Here is a 17194-nt window from a genome sequence, read left to right on the forward strand (position 1 = left end):
CGCCCCACTTCCCCCTGCCCCCTTTTCCTACCTCTAGTTAGAAAAAGGTTTCCGATTTGTACAGGAAAACTCCCACATTTGTTTCTACACTCCAAATCACACCCGACATCAGACGGAATCGGACAAGGAGCGCCAATAAAATGACAGATAAAAATTATTTAGAATGCCTAACTTTTGAAAAATGCAAAATGGTCAAGTTATTGACTAATGCTCAAAAATAAAACATCCTTCAGCGACTGCCCCCACCGATCTCCTTCATTTGGCTGGCTCCACGTGAATGGAATGGTTGCGTTTGACACAGAGTAGCCGTCGTTCGACTTGCCCCTGATAGCAGCACGCTGCCTATCGGACCAACTCTCGAACATAGAGCTTGGAGTGCGATGAGGGATGTTTTTATGCGCGATAAGTCGTCGGTCGACAGCCTGTTTTTGACCCGTGCCGGTTTTGTTGAGTTTTTTGTTGTTTTCGTCAAATTGGTTCATGGCCTGACTGCGATCTTGCCGCCTCTGGTCCTGGTATTGTTCCTCGACCCGATGGCCCATGAATTGCGTTCCCACTTCCTCGGCCTGCTGCTGTTTTTTGCGGTGCTGACCATCATTCTGTTTCAAGCCCTGGGTATTTATTCCGAGGAGCTTTTCAGTAATCGCCTGCGCCTGCGCAGCAACATCGTGGCGTGGTCTGCGGCATTCTGCATCTTGCTGTTCATGTATCAGATCCTGCAGTTCTTCCCGCAACTGACCCCACGCAACCTGGTGGTCTGGTACATCGCCAGCCTCGGTTTGTTCTGTGTGGAGCGTTTGGGGGTGCTGCGCCTGTATCGCAACCTGATGCGCAAGGGCAAATACCTGCAACGCACGGTGATTCTGGGCTTCACCGACACCGCCGTACATGTGGCCGACCACCTGCAACGCAACGGCGATATCCGCTCCGGCCTGATCGGCTTTATCGACGATCGCACCGAGCGCATTCCCAAGGAACTCAGCAGACTGCCGTTGCTGGGCAACACTCGCGACCTGGAAAAACTGATCCGCGCCGAACAGGTCAACCAAGTGATGATCTGCCTGCCCTGGGCCGCCGAGCAACGTATCCACGGGCTGGTCAATCGCCTGCGGCAGATGTCGGTGAATGTGATGCTGGTGCCTGACATGGCCGCCCTGCGCTACGGCCACAGCCGCATCACCGACGTCGGCGGTATCCTGATGTTCAACACCTCGCAATTGCCGCTGCGCGGGTGGTCACCGTTTATCAAGCGCTGTGAAGACTTGCTGCTGGCCAGCCTGGCACTGGTGGTGTTTTCGCCGGTGATGCTGGTGACGGCCATTGCGATCAAGCTCGACTCCAAAGGCCCGGTGCTGTTCCGTCAGAACCGCTATGGCTACAACGACAACGAGATTCGCGTGTTCAAGTTCCGCTCGATGTTTACCGAACAGAGCGACTTCACCGCCGAACAGCAGACCACCCGCGAAGACCCACGCATCACCCGCGTTGGCCGCATCATCCGCAAAACCAGCATCGACGAGCTGCCGCAACTGTTCAATGTGCTGCTGGGCAATATGTCCATGGTCGGCCCGCGCCCACATGCCACGGCGACTAAAGCGGCGGGCATTCCGTTTGAAGTGGCGGTGAGCGAATACAGCTCAAGGCATCGGGTCAAGCCGGGCATCACCGGCTGGGCGCAGATCAATGGCTACCGGGGTGAGACCGATACCCTGGTCAAAATCCAGAAGCGTGTCGAATACGACCTGGAGTACATCTCCAAGTGGTCGGTGTGGTTTGACTTGTACATCGTTTGCATGACGATCCCGGCCGTCCTCTCCACCAAGGAAGTGTATTGATGAATACCCTCAACGGATTAATTCCCTGCATTATCTCAGGTGGTTCAGGCACTCGGCTGTGGCCGGTGTCGCGGCAGAACATGCCCAAGCCCTTCATGCGCATGCGTGATGGCCAGAGCCTTTTGCAAAAGACTTTCCAGCGCGCCGCCAAACTGCCCGGCGTGGAAAGCGTGCTCACGGTGACCAACCGCGACCTGCTGTTCCGTACCCTGGATGACTACCGTGGGGTCAACAAGGCCCACCTGCCCCTGGACCTGCTGCTGGAACCGTTCGGCCGCAACACGGCGGCGGCCATCGCCGTCGCCGCGTTGCATGTGCAGGAACACTTCGGCGGCGATGCGCAATTGCTGGTGATGCCCGCCGACCATTTGATCTTGAATGAAGTCGCGTTCGCCCAGGCCGTGGCCCAGGCCCGCGACCTGGCCGAAGCCGGCTACCTGGTGACCTTCGGCATTCAGCCCGACCACCCGGAAACCGGCTTCGGCTACATCGAAAAAGGCGAAGCCTTGAGCACCGGCAACCGGGTCAAACGCTTTGTCGAAAAACCTGACCTGGCCACCGCCCAAGGCTATCTCGACGGCGGCAAGCACCTGTGGAACGCCGGTATGTTCTGCTTCAAGGCCAGCACCCTGGTGGATGAGCTGGCGACCCACGCCCCCGACGTACTGGCGGCCGCGAAAGCGGCGCTGGAGCACAGCCAGCACCTGCAGAACAAAACCTCGCGCCAGCGTGAACTGGACGCTGAAGCGTTCGGCAGCGCACCGGATATTTCCATCGACGTGGCCTTGATGGAAAAGTCCAGCCAAGTGGCCGTGGTGCCCTGCGACATCGGGTGGAGCGACATCGGTTCCTGGGAAGCCCTGCGCCAGCTCACCCCGAGTGATGCCCATGGCAACCAGGTCAACGGCGAAGCGATCCTGCATGACGTGCACAACTGCTATATCGACTCGCCCAAGCGCGTACTCGGCGCCGTGGGCGTGAAAGACCTGATCATCGTCGACACCCCCGATGCCCTGCTGATCGCCGATGCCCACCGCAGCCAGGACGTGCGCTACATCGTGGCCGAACTCAAGCGCCAGAACCACCCGGCGTTCAGCCTGCACCGCACGGTCACCCGGCCCTGGGGCACCTACACCGTGCTGGAGGAAAGCAGCCGGTTCAAGATCAAGCGCATCGTGGTCAAGCCGCAAGCATCGTTGTCGTTGCAGATGCATCACCACCGCAGTGAACACTGGGTGGTGGTCAGCGGCGCCGCACAAATCACCAATGGCGACCGCGAATTCCTGATCAACGCCAACGAGTCCACCTATATCCCGGCCGGGCACAAACACCGCCTGACCAACCCCGGCATCATCGACCTGGTGATGATCGAAGTGCAGAGCGGCGAGTACCTGGGCGAAGACGACATCGTGCGCTTCGACGACATCTATGGGCGTGCCCCGGCCGAGGTGAAAAAGTGACATGCGGACCTCGTTGATCATCCCGACCCGCAACGCCTCCAGCCACCTGGCACGACTGCTGCCGGCGCTGAAAATGCAGACGCTGCAACCGGACGACATGCTGGTGGTCGACAGCGCCTCCAGCGACGACACCGTGGCGCGGTTTCGCGAATTCGGCGCGCGGGTCGAGGTCATCGACGCGCGGGACTTCAACCATGGCGGCACCCGGCGCTGGGCCAGCGAGCAAGTGGACGGCGATGCGTTGATCGTGATGACCCAGGACGCAATCCCGGCAACCCCCGAGACCTTCGCCAACCTGTTGCGCGAATTGCAGGAAGACCCGCTCAACGGCGTTGCGTATGGCCGCCAACTGCCGCACCCGGACGCCGGGGTGCTGGGCGCGCAATCGCGGCACTTCAACTACCCGGACCAGAGCCGCAGCAAGAGCCTGGCCGATGCTCCGCAGCTGGGGATCAAGACCTGCTTCAGCTCCGATTCGTTTTCTGTGTACCGACGCAGCGCATTGCAGGCCGTCGGCGGTTTTCCCGCCGACGTGATCGGCAGCGAAGACGCCTATGTGGCCGCACGCATGCTGCTTGAAGGCTACAAGGTGCGCTACGCCGCGTCCGCGCAGGTGTATCACTCCCACGATTACCGCCTCATGGATGAGTTCCACCGCTACTTCGACATTGGCGTGTTCTACGGTCGCGAGCCGTGGATACGCGAGGCATTCGGCGATGCCGGCGGAGAAGGTAAACGCTATGTACTGGCGGAGCTCGCAGCATTGCGTGCTGCCGGTGCATTGCATCGCGTACCCGAAGTACTGGTGCGCAGCGCGTTCAAGTTGCTCGGCTATCGGCTGGGCCATCAGGAACGCCGGCTACCCATCGCCCTCAAGCGGCGCATCAGCATGTTCCCCGGTTATTGGAGGTGAGCACATGACCCACAGGAAGTCCCCCTTGATGAAACGAACCTTGCTCGTCCTGGCCATGATGGCATTGGCCGCCTGCAATACGCCCGCACGCATCGTCCCACCGGACGACAAGACGGTCGAGGAAGGCAAACGCGCCCTCGACCAACTGGCCCAACTGCCGCCGGCCGTGGAACGTATCCGCGTCGGCGACCAGTTGCGCATCGTGCGCGATGCCGGAGAAATGCCGACGCTGTCAGCGTTCAACGTCAGCACCATCTATGAGCTGACGCTGTACACGGTGCAGGCCGACGGCAAGATCAACTACCCCTTCCTGGGGCCGATCCAGGTCGCCGGGCGCCAGCCCTCGGAGCTGGCCACCGAGCTGAGCAACAAGCTGGCGCCGGTGTATCGCGAGCCGCGGGTGACGGTGAACATCAACCAGGCACCGGGTAACTCGGTGATCGTCGGCGGCGCGGTGAACAACCCGACGGCGGTGCAAATCGGCACGGCCAACACGCTGGAACAGGCGATTGTCGGCGCCGGCGGGGTGAACCCGTCCGGCAACGCAAGCATGGTCGCGCTGCTGCGCGAAGATGCCCAGGGCGCCTACCGTGCCTACTTCCTGGACTTCAGCCAATACCTCAAGACCGGGCCTAACGGGCGCAAACAAGTGCGCCTGCAACGCGGCGATGTGGTGTTCGTGCCCAAATCCAACGTGGGCGAACGCATCCAAGGGGTGGATACCTACTTGAACCAGTTGATTCCGTTCACCAAGTCGATCGGGGTTGGCTACAACTACACCCGAACCAGCGGCAGCAACAACTAAAGGAGCGACATCCCATGATCGAGATCCGTTCTTTTCGGGATCTTCTGCGCCTGTTCTTCATCTTCAGACATGAGTTCAAGCTGGCGGCCATCGCGGCGCTGGTCATCATGTTGCTGGGGGCCTTCCTGCTGCCGGCCAAGTACGAGTCCACCGCACGCCTGCTGGTCAAGCCTGGGCGTGACTCGACCTTGCCGATCGAGATCAGCAACCGCCAGGCACTGGTGATGCCCAGCACCCAGCGCGACCCGATTGTCGACGAGGAGCGCCTGCTGACCGGCCGCCCGATCGTGCGCGCGGTGGCCGAGCACTACCTGGAAGTGATTGAAAATGCACCGCCGCCGGAAGGTTTCTGGAAGCGCACCAAGTACTACGTCAAGAGCGGCATCGGTGCCGTGTTCGACGGCGTGCGTGTAGTGCTGGAAACCGTCGGTATCGTCGAAAAAACCACCCCGGTGGAACGCCTGGCCGCCAGCCTGGAGAAAAACTTCGAGGTGAGCCACGCCGCGGGGTCCACGGTGATGGATATCAGCTTCAAATGGGGCGACCCGGAAATTGCCCAGATGGTGGTCAAGAACTGGATCGAGACCTACATCAACGAACGCACCCAGGCCCTGGGCCGCAAGAGCCTGTACGCGTTCTACGAGGGCCAGGTCAACACCAGCGCCAACGAGATCAAGAGCTATAAGCAACAGATCCTCACGCACCTCAACGAGATCGGCGCGGCGAGCATTACCGACCGCCTGGAGGACTTGTCCGAGCGCATCAACGTGCTGCGCGGCGAGACCTTCAACACCACCCGCCTGATCGCCTCTTCCGACAGCGCCCTGGAGAGTACTCGCAACCAGCTCAAGACCCAGCCCAAGGAAGTGACCACGGTCCGCCAGATCGCCCTGAACCCGCAGCAGCAGGATTTGCGTCGCCTGCTCAACCAGAAGCTGCTGGAAAAGGCCGATATGATGCGCACCTACACCGACAACGCGCCGCCGGTCAAAGCGCTGGACGCCTCGATCCTTGCCATGCAGGCCCAGGTCGCCAGTGAAAGCAACACGGTGCAGAGCTCGGAAAACCGTGCGCCGAACACCCTGGAAATCCACTTGCAACGCGTGCTGCTGGATGAGTCGAGCAACAACCTGGCGCTGCGTACTCAGTTGGTTCAGCAGCAGAAACAACTGGTCAACCTCGAAGCCCAGCGCAAGCAGGCCCTGGAGATTGAGCCGGAGCTGGCGCGCCTTTCCCGCGAGTTGAGCGCCACCGAGCGTAACTACGCGCTGTATGTGGACAACCTGGAAAAGTCGCGCATCGACCGTGAACTGGATAACAGCCAGATCAGCAACATCGCGGTGATCGAAGAAGCCACCCTGAACCCGGGCCGCGTCTTCCCGAAAACCCTGGTGATGCTGATGTTGGCGATCCCGTTTGCCATCGTCGTCGGCCTGTTGGTGATCTACCTGTGCTACCTGCTGGACCAGCGCATTCACGATGGCGGCCTGGTGGAGCGCAAATTCGGCTTGCCGCTGTGGACCACCCTGCCGGAACTGGACACCAGCACCGCCCAAGGCACCAACGCGTTCAATGCGAGCATTTACCGGCTGTACGGTTTGCTGCAACTGGAGCGCATTGCCGAACAGGGCATGACGCTGGGGCTGACCTCGGCGCGCCACGGTGAAGGCGTGACCTTTGTGGTGGAACAATTGCGCCAATTGCTGCAAGAGAACGGCATCAACGTGCGTGTCGGCGGTGCGGCACCGGCGGCACAGGGGGAAGTGGTCCTGCTGGATGCTTCGGCCCTGCTGGATAACCGCGATGCATTCGTCACGTTGCGCCGCGCCGACCTGATCGCGCTGGTGGTGGAAGCGCAAAAAAGCACGGTGCCGGTGGTGGAACATGCCCTGTCGATCCTCAACACGGCGTTTGGCAAAGTCGACGGCATCATCATCAACCGGCGTAAGTTCGAAGTGCCGGCCAAGGTGCTGCAAAACATCGCCAAGTACCGGGGGGCGTTCTGATGCGCATCGCCCTACTTGCGCCCTTGCCGCCGGAAAAGAATGGGATCGCCGACTACGCGAAGCATTTCAAGACGGCTTTGGAGCAACTGGGGGTGACGGTGGTGACACCGTTGAGCGGCGTGGCGGGCAACAGCGTTGCCATCGGCCAAGCCATCGCCGCATTCGACTGGCAAGGTGTGGACCTGGTCCACGCCGAACTGGGCGGCGGGCGGTTGGGAGAATTCCTGGCCTTGCGCGAGTTGCGCAAGGCGTTCCCCAAGCTGCCGCTGACCGCAACCGTGCATGACCCAGAGCGCATGGTCTGGCGCCGGGAACGTTTGCCCTTCCCGCTGAACCTGTTGGAACGTTTGCCCAGCCCACTGCCCCAGGCAGCGGTGGTGCTGGCAGACCCGCTGACCTTGAGCGAAGAACGCCGCGTCGCCCAGGACCTGACCCGGCTGGTCACCCTCACCCGCCTGGGCGCCGATTGCCTGAGCGAGCGCATGCGCTTACCTGCGGGCAAAGTGGCCGTGATCAACCACGCCAACCTGGCGATTGCGCCGGCAGCCTTGCCGTCGCTGGACACGCTGCGCCTGCTGTATTTCGGTTTTATCTACCGTGGCAAAGGCATTGAAGACTTGTTGCAGGCCCTGGCCGCCGTCTTCAAGCAAGCCCCCCAATTGCGTGACCGTGTGCGCCTGACCCTGGCCGGTGGCACTGCCGCCGAAATGGCGTTCGGCGCAGGCGGCAATTACCTGGAGCAGTTGAACAGCCAGATCGCCGACCTCGGCCTGGCGGGCTCCATCGACTGGCGGCTGAACCTGCCGGCCAGCGAGATTGCCCAGACGATCCAGGCGCACCATGTGATGGTGCTGCCGTATCGCGAATCGAAAAAACTCGGCCTGCTGGGCCGCCAGCGCGGCACCAGTGGCGCGCTGTCCTGGGCCGCCGCGTGTGGGCGTGGGGCGATCACTTCGGATGCGCGCGCGTTTGCCGAGGAGGTCGCCAGCGGCAATGGCTTGATCTTTCCCCAGGGCGATGTGGGCGCATTGAGCGAGCAACTGTTGCGTCTGGCGAATACACCGACACTGGCGCAGGACTGGGCTGAACGCGCCGCGCAAATCGGCCGCGAACGCCTGTGGCCGTTGACCGCGCAGAAGTTCAAGGACCTTTTTGAGCAAGCCATTGCAGGAGCACCCTATGGCGCATAAACGGACCTGGTTCGCCTCACTGCTCGTGATCGTCGCGCTCGGCCTGAGCGTTTTTCTGTGGGGCCGCCAGGCCGATGCCGAGAGCCATGTGCTCAAAGGCAACAAAGTGCTGGTGTGGAAGGATTTCCTGGGAGTGAACGCGCAGTTCCTGTGGTTCAGCCCCACGCTGTATCAACAGCAGATCGACAAACTCAAAGCCCTGGGCTTGCAGTGGGTGCGCCTGGACCTGCACTGGGACCAGTTGGAGCCTGCCGAAGGCCAGTACCAGGTTGCGACGCTGGACCAACTGGTCGGCAACCTGCAGACCAACCAGCTCAAATCGGTGTTCTACCTGGTGGGCTCGGCGCCCTTTGCCACCACGGCGCCGCCCGGTGCGCCGTACCAGGACCAGTACCCACCGAAAAACCCGGATGTATTCGCCAACCGCATGGCGCTGTTGTCCCAGCGCTACCCCAGCGTCGACGCCTGGCAAGTCTGGAACGAGCCCAACTTGCTCGGCTTCTGGCGCCCGGTAGCCGACCCCGCAGGCTATTTCACCCTGTTGGCGGCGACCACCAACGCCTTGCGCACGGTCAACCCGGACAAACCCGTGGTTGCGGCCGGCATGGCCTTCCTCAGCGAAATGCCCAACGGCAAGACCATGCTCAGCGCCCTCAGCGCCCTGGGCGTAAACCGCCTGAATACGGTGGTGTCCTATCACCCCTACAACCAGCTGCCCGAGGGCAATGATCCGGCCAACCTGGACTTTGTCGCCAAGACCCAGGCACTCAACCAGTCCCTGCGCGCAGAGGGCGTGAAAACCCTGTGGAGCACCGAGTGGGGCTGGTCGAATTACCCGGGGCCCAAAGAGGCGCAAGACCTCATCACCCGGCAGCAGCAGGCTGACTACGTGGTACGCCGGGTGGCGCTGATGAGCGCGATGGATTTTGACAAGATTTTCCTGTTCACCCTCAGCGACCTTGACCAGCGGGCCAGCGTGCGCGACCAGTCCTACGGTTTGCTCGACATCAACGCCAACCCCAAGCCGTCCTACACAGCGCTGAAGAACTTCCTCGATGTGAGCGGGCCGCAACTGACCCCCGGCGATCCGCCCACCGCCGACCAGTTACCCGACGGCCTGTTCAGCATCGGCTGGACCCGCGCCGACGGCCATAAGCTGTGGTACTTCTGGTCGGCACAGGGCGGTAACGCACACCTGCCGAACCTGACCAGCGCGACCCTGTACGACCCGCTGCGCGGCACACAAACCCCGGTGAGCGGCGCCAATGGGTTGACCGTGCCGGTCAAGTCGAACCTGCAAATTCTGTTATGGGATTGAAGCCCGCCATGCGCATTTTATGGATACTGCCCTACTCGCCCTGGCCCGCCACCAGCGGCGGCAAGACGCGCCAGTTCCACTTGCTGCGCAGCCTGGCCGCGCGTGGGCACAGGATCACGTTGTTGCTGCATGACAAGCACCCCGTGTCGCTGACCGATCGCCAGGTGCTGGAAGCCTTCCTGGAACAGTTGATCATCCTGCCGCGCCGCCCACTGCGCAGCGTGAAAACCCTGGTGGCCGGGCTGTTTGCGCCCTACCCGCTGCTGGCCAGTGTCAATGGCTTGTCAGGTGCACTGCAGGACACCTTCGACCCGTTGCTCAATGAGCATTGGGACGTGGTGCAGATCGAGCACTCCTACACCTTCCAACCCTATGAAGATGCCCTGGCGCGCAAATCCCAACCCTTTGTGCTGACCGAGCACAACGTGGAATCGGCGCTCGGCGCAGCGACCTACGACCGCCTGCCTCGCTGGGCGCTGCCCTTCATTCACTACGACCAATGGCGATACCGCCGCTGGGAGCGCCGCGTCATGCGCCAGGCCACGCAGGTGGTGGCGGTCACCGCCGGCGACGCGCAGGTGCTGGAGAACATCGCCGGCAAGCCCGTGCCCGTGGTGGTCAACGGCGTGGATTGCGCGCATTTCGCCGGTGCCCGTCCTGATCCCGCGGCGCGCCGTGTGCTGTTCCTCGGCAATTATGAATACGCTCCCAATGTGGACGCGATCGAATGGGCATTGGATGAAATCCTGCCCAAGGTCTGGGAGCAATGCCCGGATGCGCGCATGAGCGTGTGCGGCTTCGGCATGCCCGGCAGCTGGCGCGAACGCTGGCAGGACCCGCGTATCGAGTGGCAAGGTTTTGTGCCGAACCTGTTGGCGCTGCAATCGAGTTGCTCGGTATTCCTGGCCCCGTTGCGTCATGGTGGCGGTTCCAAGCTCAAAGTACTCGAAGCCCTGGCTGCGGGGTTGCCGTTGGCCAGCACCGAACAAGGGGTATCGGGCCTGGACCTGGTCGAAGGGGTGGATTACCTGGGCGGGCAGACTGCCAGCGGCCTGGCGGATTCAGTGGTGCGCCTGCTGCAATATCCCGCAGCGGCACTGCCCATGGGCGAGGCTGGCCGCGCCTATGCACGCCGGGCCCATGACTGGAGTGTCGCCGCCGGCCAGCTGGAGCAGGTGTACGCGACGCTCTCGCCGCTCAATCAAAAGGAGCCCACATGCGTGTAGGTCTGGATTACCGCACCGTCGGCACCTCGCCGCAATCGGGCATCAGCCGTCAGGTGTATGCGCTGGAAAATGCGCTGTGCAGCCTGCCGGGTATCGAGCTGGAGCGCTTCACGGTGGCCCCGCTGGGCGATGAAACTCGCTTGCGGGCCCACTGCCCGGCCTGGGGCTGCGCGAAAACCGCGATGCATCAGCCGCAGAACCGCCTGCGTTTCGAAGCCGGGTTCCTGCCGCGTGCCTTGCGTGAGCAACACATCGATGTGTACATCAGCACCTTCAATATGGGCCTGCCATTGCCCCCCAAGCCCAAGGGCATGCGCACCGTGGTGCTGTTGCATGACCTGTTCCAGATTACCTTGAACAACTACCACGCCAACCGTCTGAAGGCCTTGATCTACAAAACCAGTGATCGCGTGTCGATTGCCTACGCGGTGCACAGCGCCGACCGCGTGTGGACGCCCTCACAGTACAGCGCGGATGAAACCGTACGCCTGTTCCCCAAGGCGGCGGGCAAGATTCGTGTGCTGCCCAATCAGGTCGATGGGTTTGGCGAACCGCCGGCAGACCTCAGCGCCTATCAACTGCCGCAGCGCTACTGGCTGCTGGTCGGGACTCGCGAGCTGCGCAAGAACGTACCGTTCCTGGTGGAGGCCTGGCAGAAAGCCCGCCAGCAATCGCCCAACGTGCCGGAGTTGGTGCTGGTGGGCAGCCTTGAGCACCTGCCCGAGGCCCAGCGTACGCTGCCGGGCATTCGTGCACTGAGCGGCGTGTCGGATGCCCAGTTACATGGGTTGTACCGGCAGGCATCGCGCCTGTGGCAACCGTCCTATGCCGAAGGTTTTGGTTTACCGGTCATCGAAGCGCTCAGTGTCGGTACCCCGGTGGCCGTGGCCAGCGGTACGTCGCTAGATGAAATCACGCCACCGTCGGCGGCGCGCTTTTCGCCCACCGACAGCGCAGCGCTGACCGCCTTGATGGTGAACCTGAGCCAACAGCCCGATGAAGACTCATCCGAACAACATCGCCATTGGGCGCAGCGTTTCAACCACCATGCCTATCGCCGGCGCGTGGCCGAACTGATCGAGGAACTCACGTGAGAATAACCCTGGCAAGCCTCGTTGCGATTCTGTTCGGCCTGCTGTTCGGCGGGCTGGCCCTGGCACTTTCACCCGCCAAGGCGTTCCTGGCCGTGATCGGCCTCGCGGCGGCCGTGACCATCCTGCGATTTCCGTTCTGGGGCTTGCTGCTCTTCGCGCTGGTGGCGACGTTCATGCCCTATTCGACCATCAACCTGGGGATCCGCAGCACGGTGAGCGAAGCGATCCTGGCGCTGACCTGGGGCGCCGTGATGTGGCACAGCTTCCTGGCCCGCCTGCCGGACACGCCGAGCCTGTCACGCCGGCCGACTGACCAGATGCTGCTGTGGCTGATGCTGTTCAGCGTGTTCCCGTTCATCGTCGGCCAGGTCAGCATCCAGGCCGAGAGCAGCGGCGTGGCCAACTGGTTGCGCTGGTTGCTGAACCTCTCGGGCGTGTTCCTCACCGCCAAGCTGCTGGTGGATCAAAAACGCCGCGAGGCCTTGGTGATGGCCTTGCTGCTGGGCACCCTGGCAATGCTGGTGATGTCCATCGCCGTATTCATACGCACCCGTTCAGGGGCGGGGATTGCGCCGATCCTGGCGCTGCTCAATTACGGCAACTTCGACATGTTGAAATTCGGCCTGGAGGCGATGTCTTCACGCATGGGTTCGCCGTGGATGCACCCCAATGCCATCGGCGGGATCATGGCCTTGCTGTTGCCGCTGGCATTTTGCTTCGGCATGACCGAGCGTGGCTGGAAGCGTGCACTGGGCCTGGGCGTGGCATGCCTGGGGGCGGCGGCGTTGCTGCTGGCCAGTAGCCGTGGGGCAATGGTCAGTCTGGCGTTGGTGTTGATCTGGATGGCCACGCGCCGCGTGCCATACACCGGGCGCCTGCTGATGGTCGGCGCGGTACTGACCGTGGCGCTGGTGATGGCCTACCCGCCATTGCAGGACCGCCTGGCGACGATCTTCTCGTCGAGCAACGCCAGTACCGAGGTCCGTGTCGATGAATACCGCATGTTCCCCCAAGCGGTGGCGGCCTATCCGTTCGGTATTGGTTTCAAGGTCGATCCGCCCGTGCCGGGCACGCATCTGCTGGGGATTTCCAACCTGTGGCTTAACTTCATCTACAAGACGGGCATCGTCGGCATGCTGCTGTTTGTAGCGGTCACCGTGCGCTGGTGGCGTGAAGCACGCCCGGAAGCCGGCCCGATCCGCCTGACCAAGGACAACGCGCTGTGGCTGGGTAGCACGGCGGGGATTCTATCAGCGTTGGTCAGCGGTTTGTTTGACCACTACTTCAGTTTTGCCGTGGTGATGGTGGCGCTGTTCTGGCTGATGGTGGGCATCAACGTGCTGGAAGCACGCCGCCTGTTTCCGGCACGCCTGCCGCAGGACAAGACAGTGGCGTATCGCAAACCGTTGCTTGACGGCGTGCGGCCTTAAGCATGCTCGGTTCCGCCGTCTGGCTGACCCTGGCGACCCTGCTGGGCCTGTGCCTGGGGTTCGCGCGCGAGTGGCTGCTGGTGGCGGCCTGGGGCGCCGGGGAGCGCAGTGACGCCTTCCTGATCGCGCTGTTCTTGCCTGAGGCGTTGCGCATGTCGTTGGCCGGCGGTGTGTTGAGCGCCGCTGCCTTGCCGCTGTACCTGCAACGCAAGGACGGCGAACGCCTGGATTGGCTGGCGGTGTTGTTTCCCGCGTTGCTGCTGATTGCGCTGATGACCAGCCTGTTGTTGACGCTGTTGGCCCCCTGGCTGGTGCAGCTACTCGGCCCGGGGCTGGCGGCCAGCGCGACGGCCCTGGCGGCGAGTAATTTACAGGTCGTGGCCTGGTGCGTGCCGGGCTTGATGCTGCATGCGCTATTCAGTATTCCGTTGCAGGCAAGCGAGCGTTTTGTGCTGGCGGGCTTGGGCTCGCTGTTGTTCAACTTGCCGCCGGTGACTTACCTCGCGCTGGCAGGCACCGCGACTGAACCTCGCGCACTGGCCTTGGCCTGCCTGGCCGGTAGCCTGTTGATGCCACTGGCCCTGCTGCCGTCGATCTGGCGCCAAGGGTGGCGGCCATGGCGCTGGCAGTTGAGCGTCACACCGTTGCAGGAGCTGGGGCAACGCATCGGGCCACTGCTGCTGAGCAACGGTGCCAGCCAAGGTTTGGCGCTGATCGAGCGGCTGGTGGCCTCGCTGCTGGGGGAAGGCGCGGTGACGTGGGTCAACCTGGCGCGCAAGTTGATGAACCTGCCGCTGATTGCACTGATGAGCCTCAACCAGGTGCTGCTGGGCATGATGAGCCGCCGCCAGGGCGATGAGCGCCTGGCTTTGCTCAAGCGCGGCCTGGAGACCGCCAGCGTGTTGACCTTGCCGGCCGGCGTCGGCCTGGTCGCGGCGGCGCCCAGTCTGGTCACCCTGCTGCTGCCCAAGCAGTCGGCGGACTCGCCGTTGCCATTGCTGCTGGCCTGGTTCGCCGTACCGCTGGTGTTCGGTGCCTGGAACGCCCTGCTCGCGCGCTATGCCTACGCTGCTGGCGATACGCGACAGCCGCTGCGGTGCGAGTTGCTCGGTAGCCTGGTCAATGTGCTGTTGCTCGCGGCCTTGCCCTTTGTGTTTGGCCTGGCGGGCATTCCGCTGGCCGCATTGGCCGGGGTGATGTGCACGGCACTGTTGCTGATGCAGCGCCAGGCATTGCTCGCCGCCCTGCCCTGGGCGCGGCAGTGGCTGCTGAGTGCGTTGGTCATGGGCGCGGCCGCGCTGGGGCTGTTTTCAATTGAAGGCGTGTGGCTGCAACTGGGGCTAAGTACCCTGGCAGGCACCGTGGTGTTGCTGGGCATGGGGCTGTGGCTGAAGCCGTGGCGCAAGGCATGAATGATCGATCAGGAGTCGTTACGTGAAACAACGCTGGATTCAAATGGATATCGCCAAAGGCATCGGCATCCTGGTGATCGTGTATGGCCATAGTTGGTTTGTCGCCAACTCTCTGGACCTGCTCTATCCGATACTCGCCTCGTTTGTGTTGCCATTGTTCTTCTTTCTGTCCGGCGTGTTTTTCAAGCCCGAACAGCCGTTTGTGGAGATGGCGGTGCGCAAGGCCGATGGCCTGCTCAAGCCGTTTTTCTTCACCATGCTGATGTATGTGCTCGTACGTGATTTGCTGCGCGGGCAGCCCCTGTTGCCGGATGTGGGCGGTGTGCTGTACGCCTCGGTGGACACGATCCCGTGGCAGGCGTTGTGGTTTTTACCGCACTTCTGGGTGGCGATTCTGTTCAGTTGGTTAATGCTGCGCCTGATCCAGCATCTGAAGTTGCCGTTGCTAGCGAGTTGCCTGCTGATGGTCGCGCAACTGTTGCTCGGCATCTGGGTACTGCCGTGGTTCTGGCAAGTACCGGTGACCATAGGCGGGCAAACCTGGACGATGCCCGGCCTGCCCTTCAGCCTCGAAGTCACCCTGATCAGCAGCACCTATTTTATCTACGGTTACCTGCTGCGCGACTGGCTGCGCAGGCATGAGGGCTCGCTGCTGACCCTGGTGATTTCCATCGCCCTGTTCGCCGCCGTGTTTGTTTACAGCCGCGACACCATGGACCTGGCGCAACGGCGCTATGACCACTGGTTGTGGACCAGTCTGCTGGCGGTGATCGGCGTGTATATGTGCTGGGCGCTGGCACGGGTGCTGATGGTATCGCCTCTATTGACCCGGATGATGACGTATATCGGCCAGTCAACGCTGATCGTGTTGATCTTTCACGGGGAAATCCAGCACAAGGCCGTGGACCTCATGGAGCGCCTGGGCCTGCATCCGTTCATGTCGGCCTGTCTGGGCCTGGTGATCGCGGTGGTGGTACCGCTGATGATTGGGGAAGTGATCAAGCGTGTGGCGGTCTTGCGGTTCTTCTACTTTCCGTTTCCGGTGCGCAAAGCCCCGAAAAGTTGAAAATACCACTCATACGATGTGGGAGCGGGCTTGCTCGCTCCCACACGTGTCATGCATGTTCAGTCATCAAGTTGTGACGCGGCGGGCTTACTGCCGGGCTTGGCCGATTTGGCGCCCTTGGCTGGAGGCGCTGCGGCAGGTTCCGGTTCAGCCGGTGCCGCAAGGTCTTTTTCGGCCTGGGGCATCTGGTCGATGGCGCTGAAGAACTCCTTCAAATCGAGGGTATCCGGTGGCACGGTCTTCTCGATTTTTTTCTCGCCGTCCTTGCCGATCAGGATCACCTTGGTGCCGCTGCCGGCACCCAGCTTGAGGGCCCGGATCAACGCATTGGTTTCCGGCGGCGTCAGCTTCTTGTTGTCCTTGGCATCCTTGGCAAACTTTTCCCCTTCGGCGCCGATGCTGCCGAACTTCACGGTGTAGAACACCATATTGCGTTCTTCAAAGGATTGTTTGGTGGCGGGCTCGCTCAGTTGTTTCTGAAGAGTCGCCAAGGTGGAGTTTCCGGAATCAAGCTCCACAACCACCAGCGGACGGGACTTGCCCATGTCTTGCTTGAGCGGGTTGATATCCTCAGCGGCCAACAGCGGCCCCGTTAAAGCCATCAAGGTAGCCAGGGTCAGCGACCGGATGAGCATGCGCACCTCCTTTGAATTCCATGCAGGGTTCTTGAGTTTCATGTGTGCGACAGTCAAATTCAAGGATGATTCCTACACCGCTTTACGAAAGAGTAGGACAGGACGCCCACGACGCAAGGGCTTGGATGGGGTCAGGCGCCATTGTTTCTTCTGATTGCGGAAACATTATGAGACTTCCCACAGAGGCCAATGCCGGGCGAACACCGGTGCCACGATGGGGTCGGCATCCACGTGCGCCAGGCTCTGGGCGAAGCTTGGCGCCAAGGCGGTCAATACCTCACGCGCCTCATCCCAGTGCGAAACCGCGGCCGCCATAATGCCCAGGGCGTTCGGCACATTGCCGGGGGCGAACAACTGTTCGGCAAATTGATCGGCGAACACCACCCAGGCTTGATGCAGATAGCGTCGCGTACCACTGACCAGTTGCGCCTGCAGCGCCTCATCCGCATTACCCAGCCAACGCTGCGGATAATCGATGATACCGATCGCCGAGTAGCAATTGGCGGTGATGTAGAGCAGGCCGCGCAGGATCTGCGCGCGGTTGCCAGCCAATAGATCCGACGCGGGAAACGCCATGCCCAGATAGATCAGGATGGCAGCGCTTTCGGTCAGCACCTGCCCATCGGGGGTGACCAGCGTGGGAATCTGCTTGAGTGGGTTGATACGGGCCAGGGCTTCGGTGCCCTCGCCCTCCTGCCAGGAGCTGGCCTCTACCCGGTGCCACGGCACCGCGCAACGTTGCAGGGCAATTTCGATCATGCATGAGCCGGAATCGTCGGTACCGTAGAGCGTATACATGGGCGT

The 17194-nt window shown here is 62.0% G+C and carries 14 protein-coding genes; 12 read left to right on the top strand and 2 right to left on the bottom strand.

What is annotated here, in order from left to right:
* Positions 1 to 395 precede the first annotated feature (395 nt).
* From MJP36_RS20710 to MJP36_RS20765, 12 genes are read left to right on the top strand one after another with little or no spacing between them, the layout of a single operon-like run.
* Positions 396 to 1835 (top strand): undecaprenyl-phosphate glucose phosphotransferase, encoded by a 1440-nt coding sequence (locus MJP36_RS20710; protein ID WP_104993226.1) that lies wholly within the window; start codon positions 396 to 398, stop codon positions 1833 to 1835.
* The gene (locus tag MJP36_RS20715; RefSeq protein ID WP_244383930.1) at positions 1835 to 3295 is read left to right on the top strand and encodes a mannose-1-phosphate guanylyltransferase/mannose-6-phosphate isomerase; all 1461 of its coding nucleotides are present in this window, start codon (positions 1835 to 1837) and stop codon (positions 3293 to 3295) included. Before MJP36_RS20710 ends, MJP36_RS20715 begins: the two co-directional genes overlap by 1 nt.
* 1 nt (position 3296) lies before the next feature.
* Positions 3297 to 4208, top strand: coding sequence for a glycosyltransferase family 2 protein (locus MJP36_RS20720; protein WP_104993225.1), 912 nt, complete (start codon positions 3297 to 3299; stop codon positions 4206 to 4208).
* A 28-nt stretch (positions 4209 to 4236) separates the two neighbouring features.
* Positions 4237 to 5013, top strand: coding sequence for a polysaccharide biosynthesis/export family protein (locus MJP36_RS20725; protein WP_090372180.1), 777 nt, complete (start codon positions 4237 to 4239; stop codon positions 5011 to 5013).
* Between the two features lie 14 nt (positions 5014 to 5027).
* Positions 5028 to 7019, top strand: a complete 1992-nt coding sequence (locus MJP36_RS20730; protein ID WP_161550195.1) for a GumC family protein — start codon at positions 5028 to 5030, stop codon at positions 7017 to 7019.
* Positions 7019 to 8209, top strand: a complete 1191-nt coding sequence (locus MJP36_RS20735; RefSeq protein ID WP_244383931.1) for a glycosyltransferase — start codon at positions 7019 to 7021, stop codon at positions 8207 to 8209. Before MJP36_RS20730 ends, MJP36_RS20735 begins: the two co-directional genes overlap by 1 nt.
* Entirely contained in the window at positions 8199 to 9527 is a 1329-nt protein-coding gene (locus tag MJP36_RS20740; RefSeq protein WP_244383932.1) for a cellulase family glycosylhydrolase, read from the top strand. The genes MJP36_RS20735 and MJP36_RS20740 overlap by 11 nt, the downstream gene beginning before the upstream one ends.
* A gap of 8 nt (positions 9528 to 9535) precedes the next feature.
* Entirely contained in the window at positions 9536 to 10753 is a 1218-nt protein-coding gene (locus MJP36_RS20745) for a glycosyltransferase family 4 protein (RefSeq protein ID WP_104993221.1), read from the top strand.
* A complete protein-coding gene (locus MJP36_RS20750) occupies positions 10744 to 11847 on the top strand; it encodes a glycosyltransferase family 4 protein (RefSeq protein ID WP_244383933.1) in 1104 nt (367 codons plus the stop codon). The genes MJP36_RS20745 and MJP36_RS20750 overlap by 10 nt, the downstream gene beginning before the upstream one ends.
* Positions 11848 to 11849: 2 nt before the next feature.
* A complete protein-coding gene (locus tag MJP36_RS20755; protein WP_104996105.1) occupies positions 11850 to 13277 on the top strand; it encodes an O-antigen ligase family protein in 1428 nt (475 codons plus the stop codon).
* 2 nt (positions 13278 to 13279) lie between these two features.
* Positions 13280 to 14689, top strand: a complete 1410-nt coding sequence (gene murJ, locus MJP36_RS20760; RefSeq protein ID WP_244383934.1) for a murein biosynthesis integral membrane protein MurJ — start codon at positions 13280 to 13282, stop codon at positions 14687 to 14689.
* A gap of 22 nt (positions 14690 to 14711) precedes the next feature.
* Positions 14712 to 15755 (top strand): acyltransferase family protein, encoded by a 1044-nt coding sequence (locus tag MJP36_RS20765; protein WP_162843541.1) that lies wholly within the window; start codon positions 14712 to 14714, stop codon positions 15753 to 15755.
* Positions 15756 to 15814: 59 nt separating this feature from the next.
* On the opposite strand, the gene MJP36_RS20770 is transcribed toward MJP36_RS20765, so the two are convergent.
* Positions 15815 to 16390 (bottom strand): DUF4174 domain-containing protein, encoded by a 576-nt coding sequence (locus MJP36_RS20770; protein WP_104993218.1) that lies wholly within the window; start codon positions 16388 to 16390, stop codon positions 15815 to 15817.
* 165 nt (positions 16391 to 16555) lie between these two features.
* Entirely contained in the window at positions 16556 to 17188 is a 633-nt protein-coding gene (locus MJP36_RS20775; protein ID WP_060752357.1) for a glutathione S-transferase family protein, read from the bottom strand.
* Positions 17189 to 17194 lie beyond the last annotated feature (6 nt).

This window comes from Pseudomonas palleroniana (genome assembly GCF_022836895.1).
GTDB lineage: Bacteria > Pseudomonadota > Gammaproteobacteria > Pseudomonadales > Pseudomonadaceae > Aquipseudomonas > Aquipseudomonas palleroniana.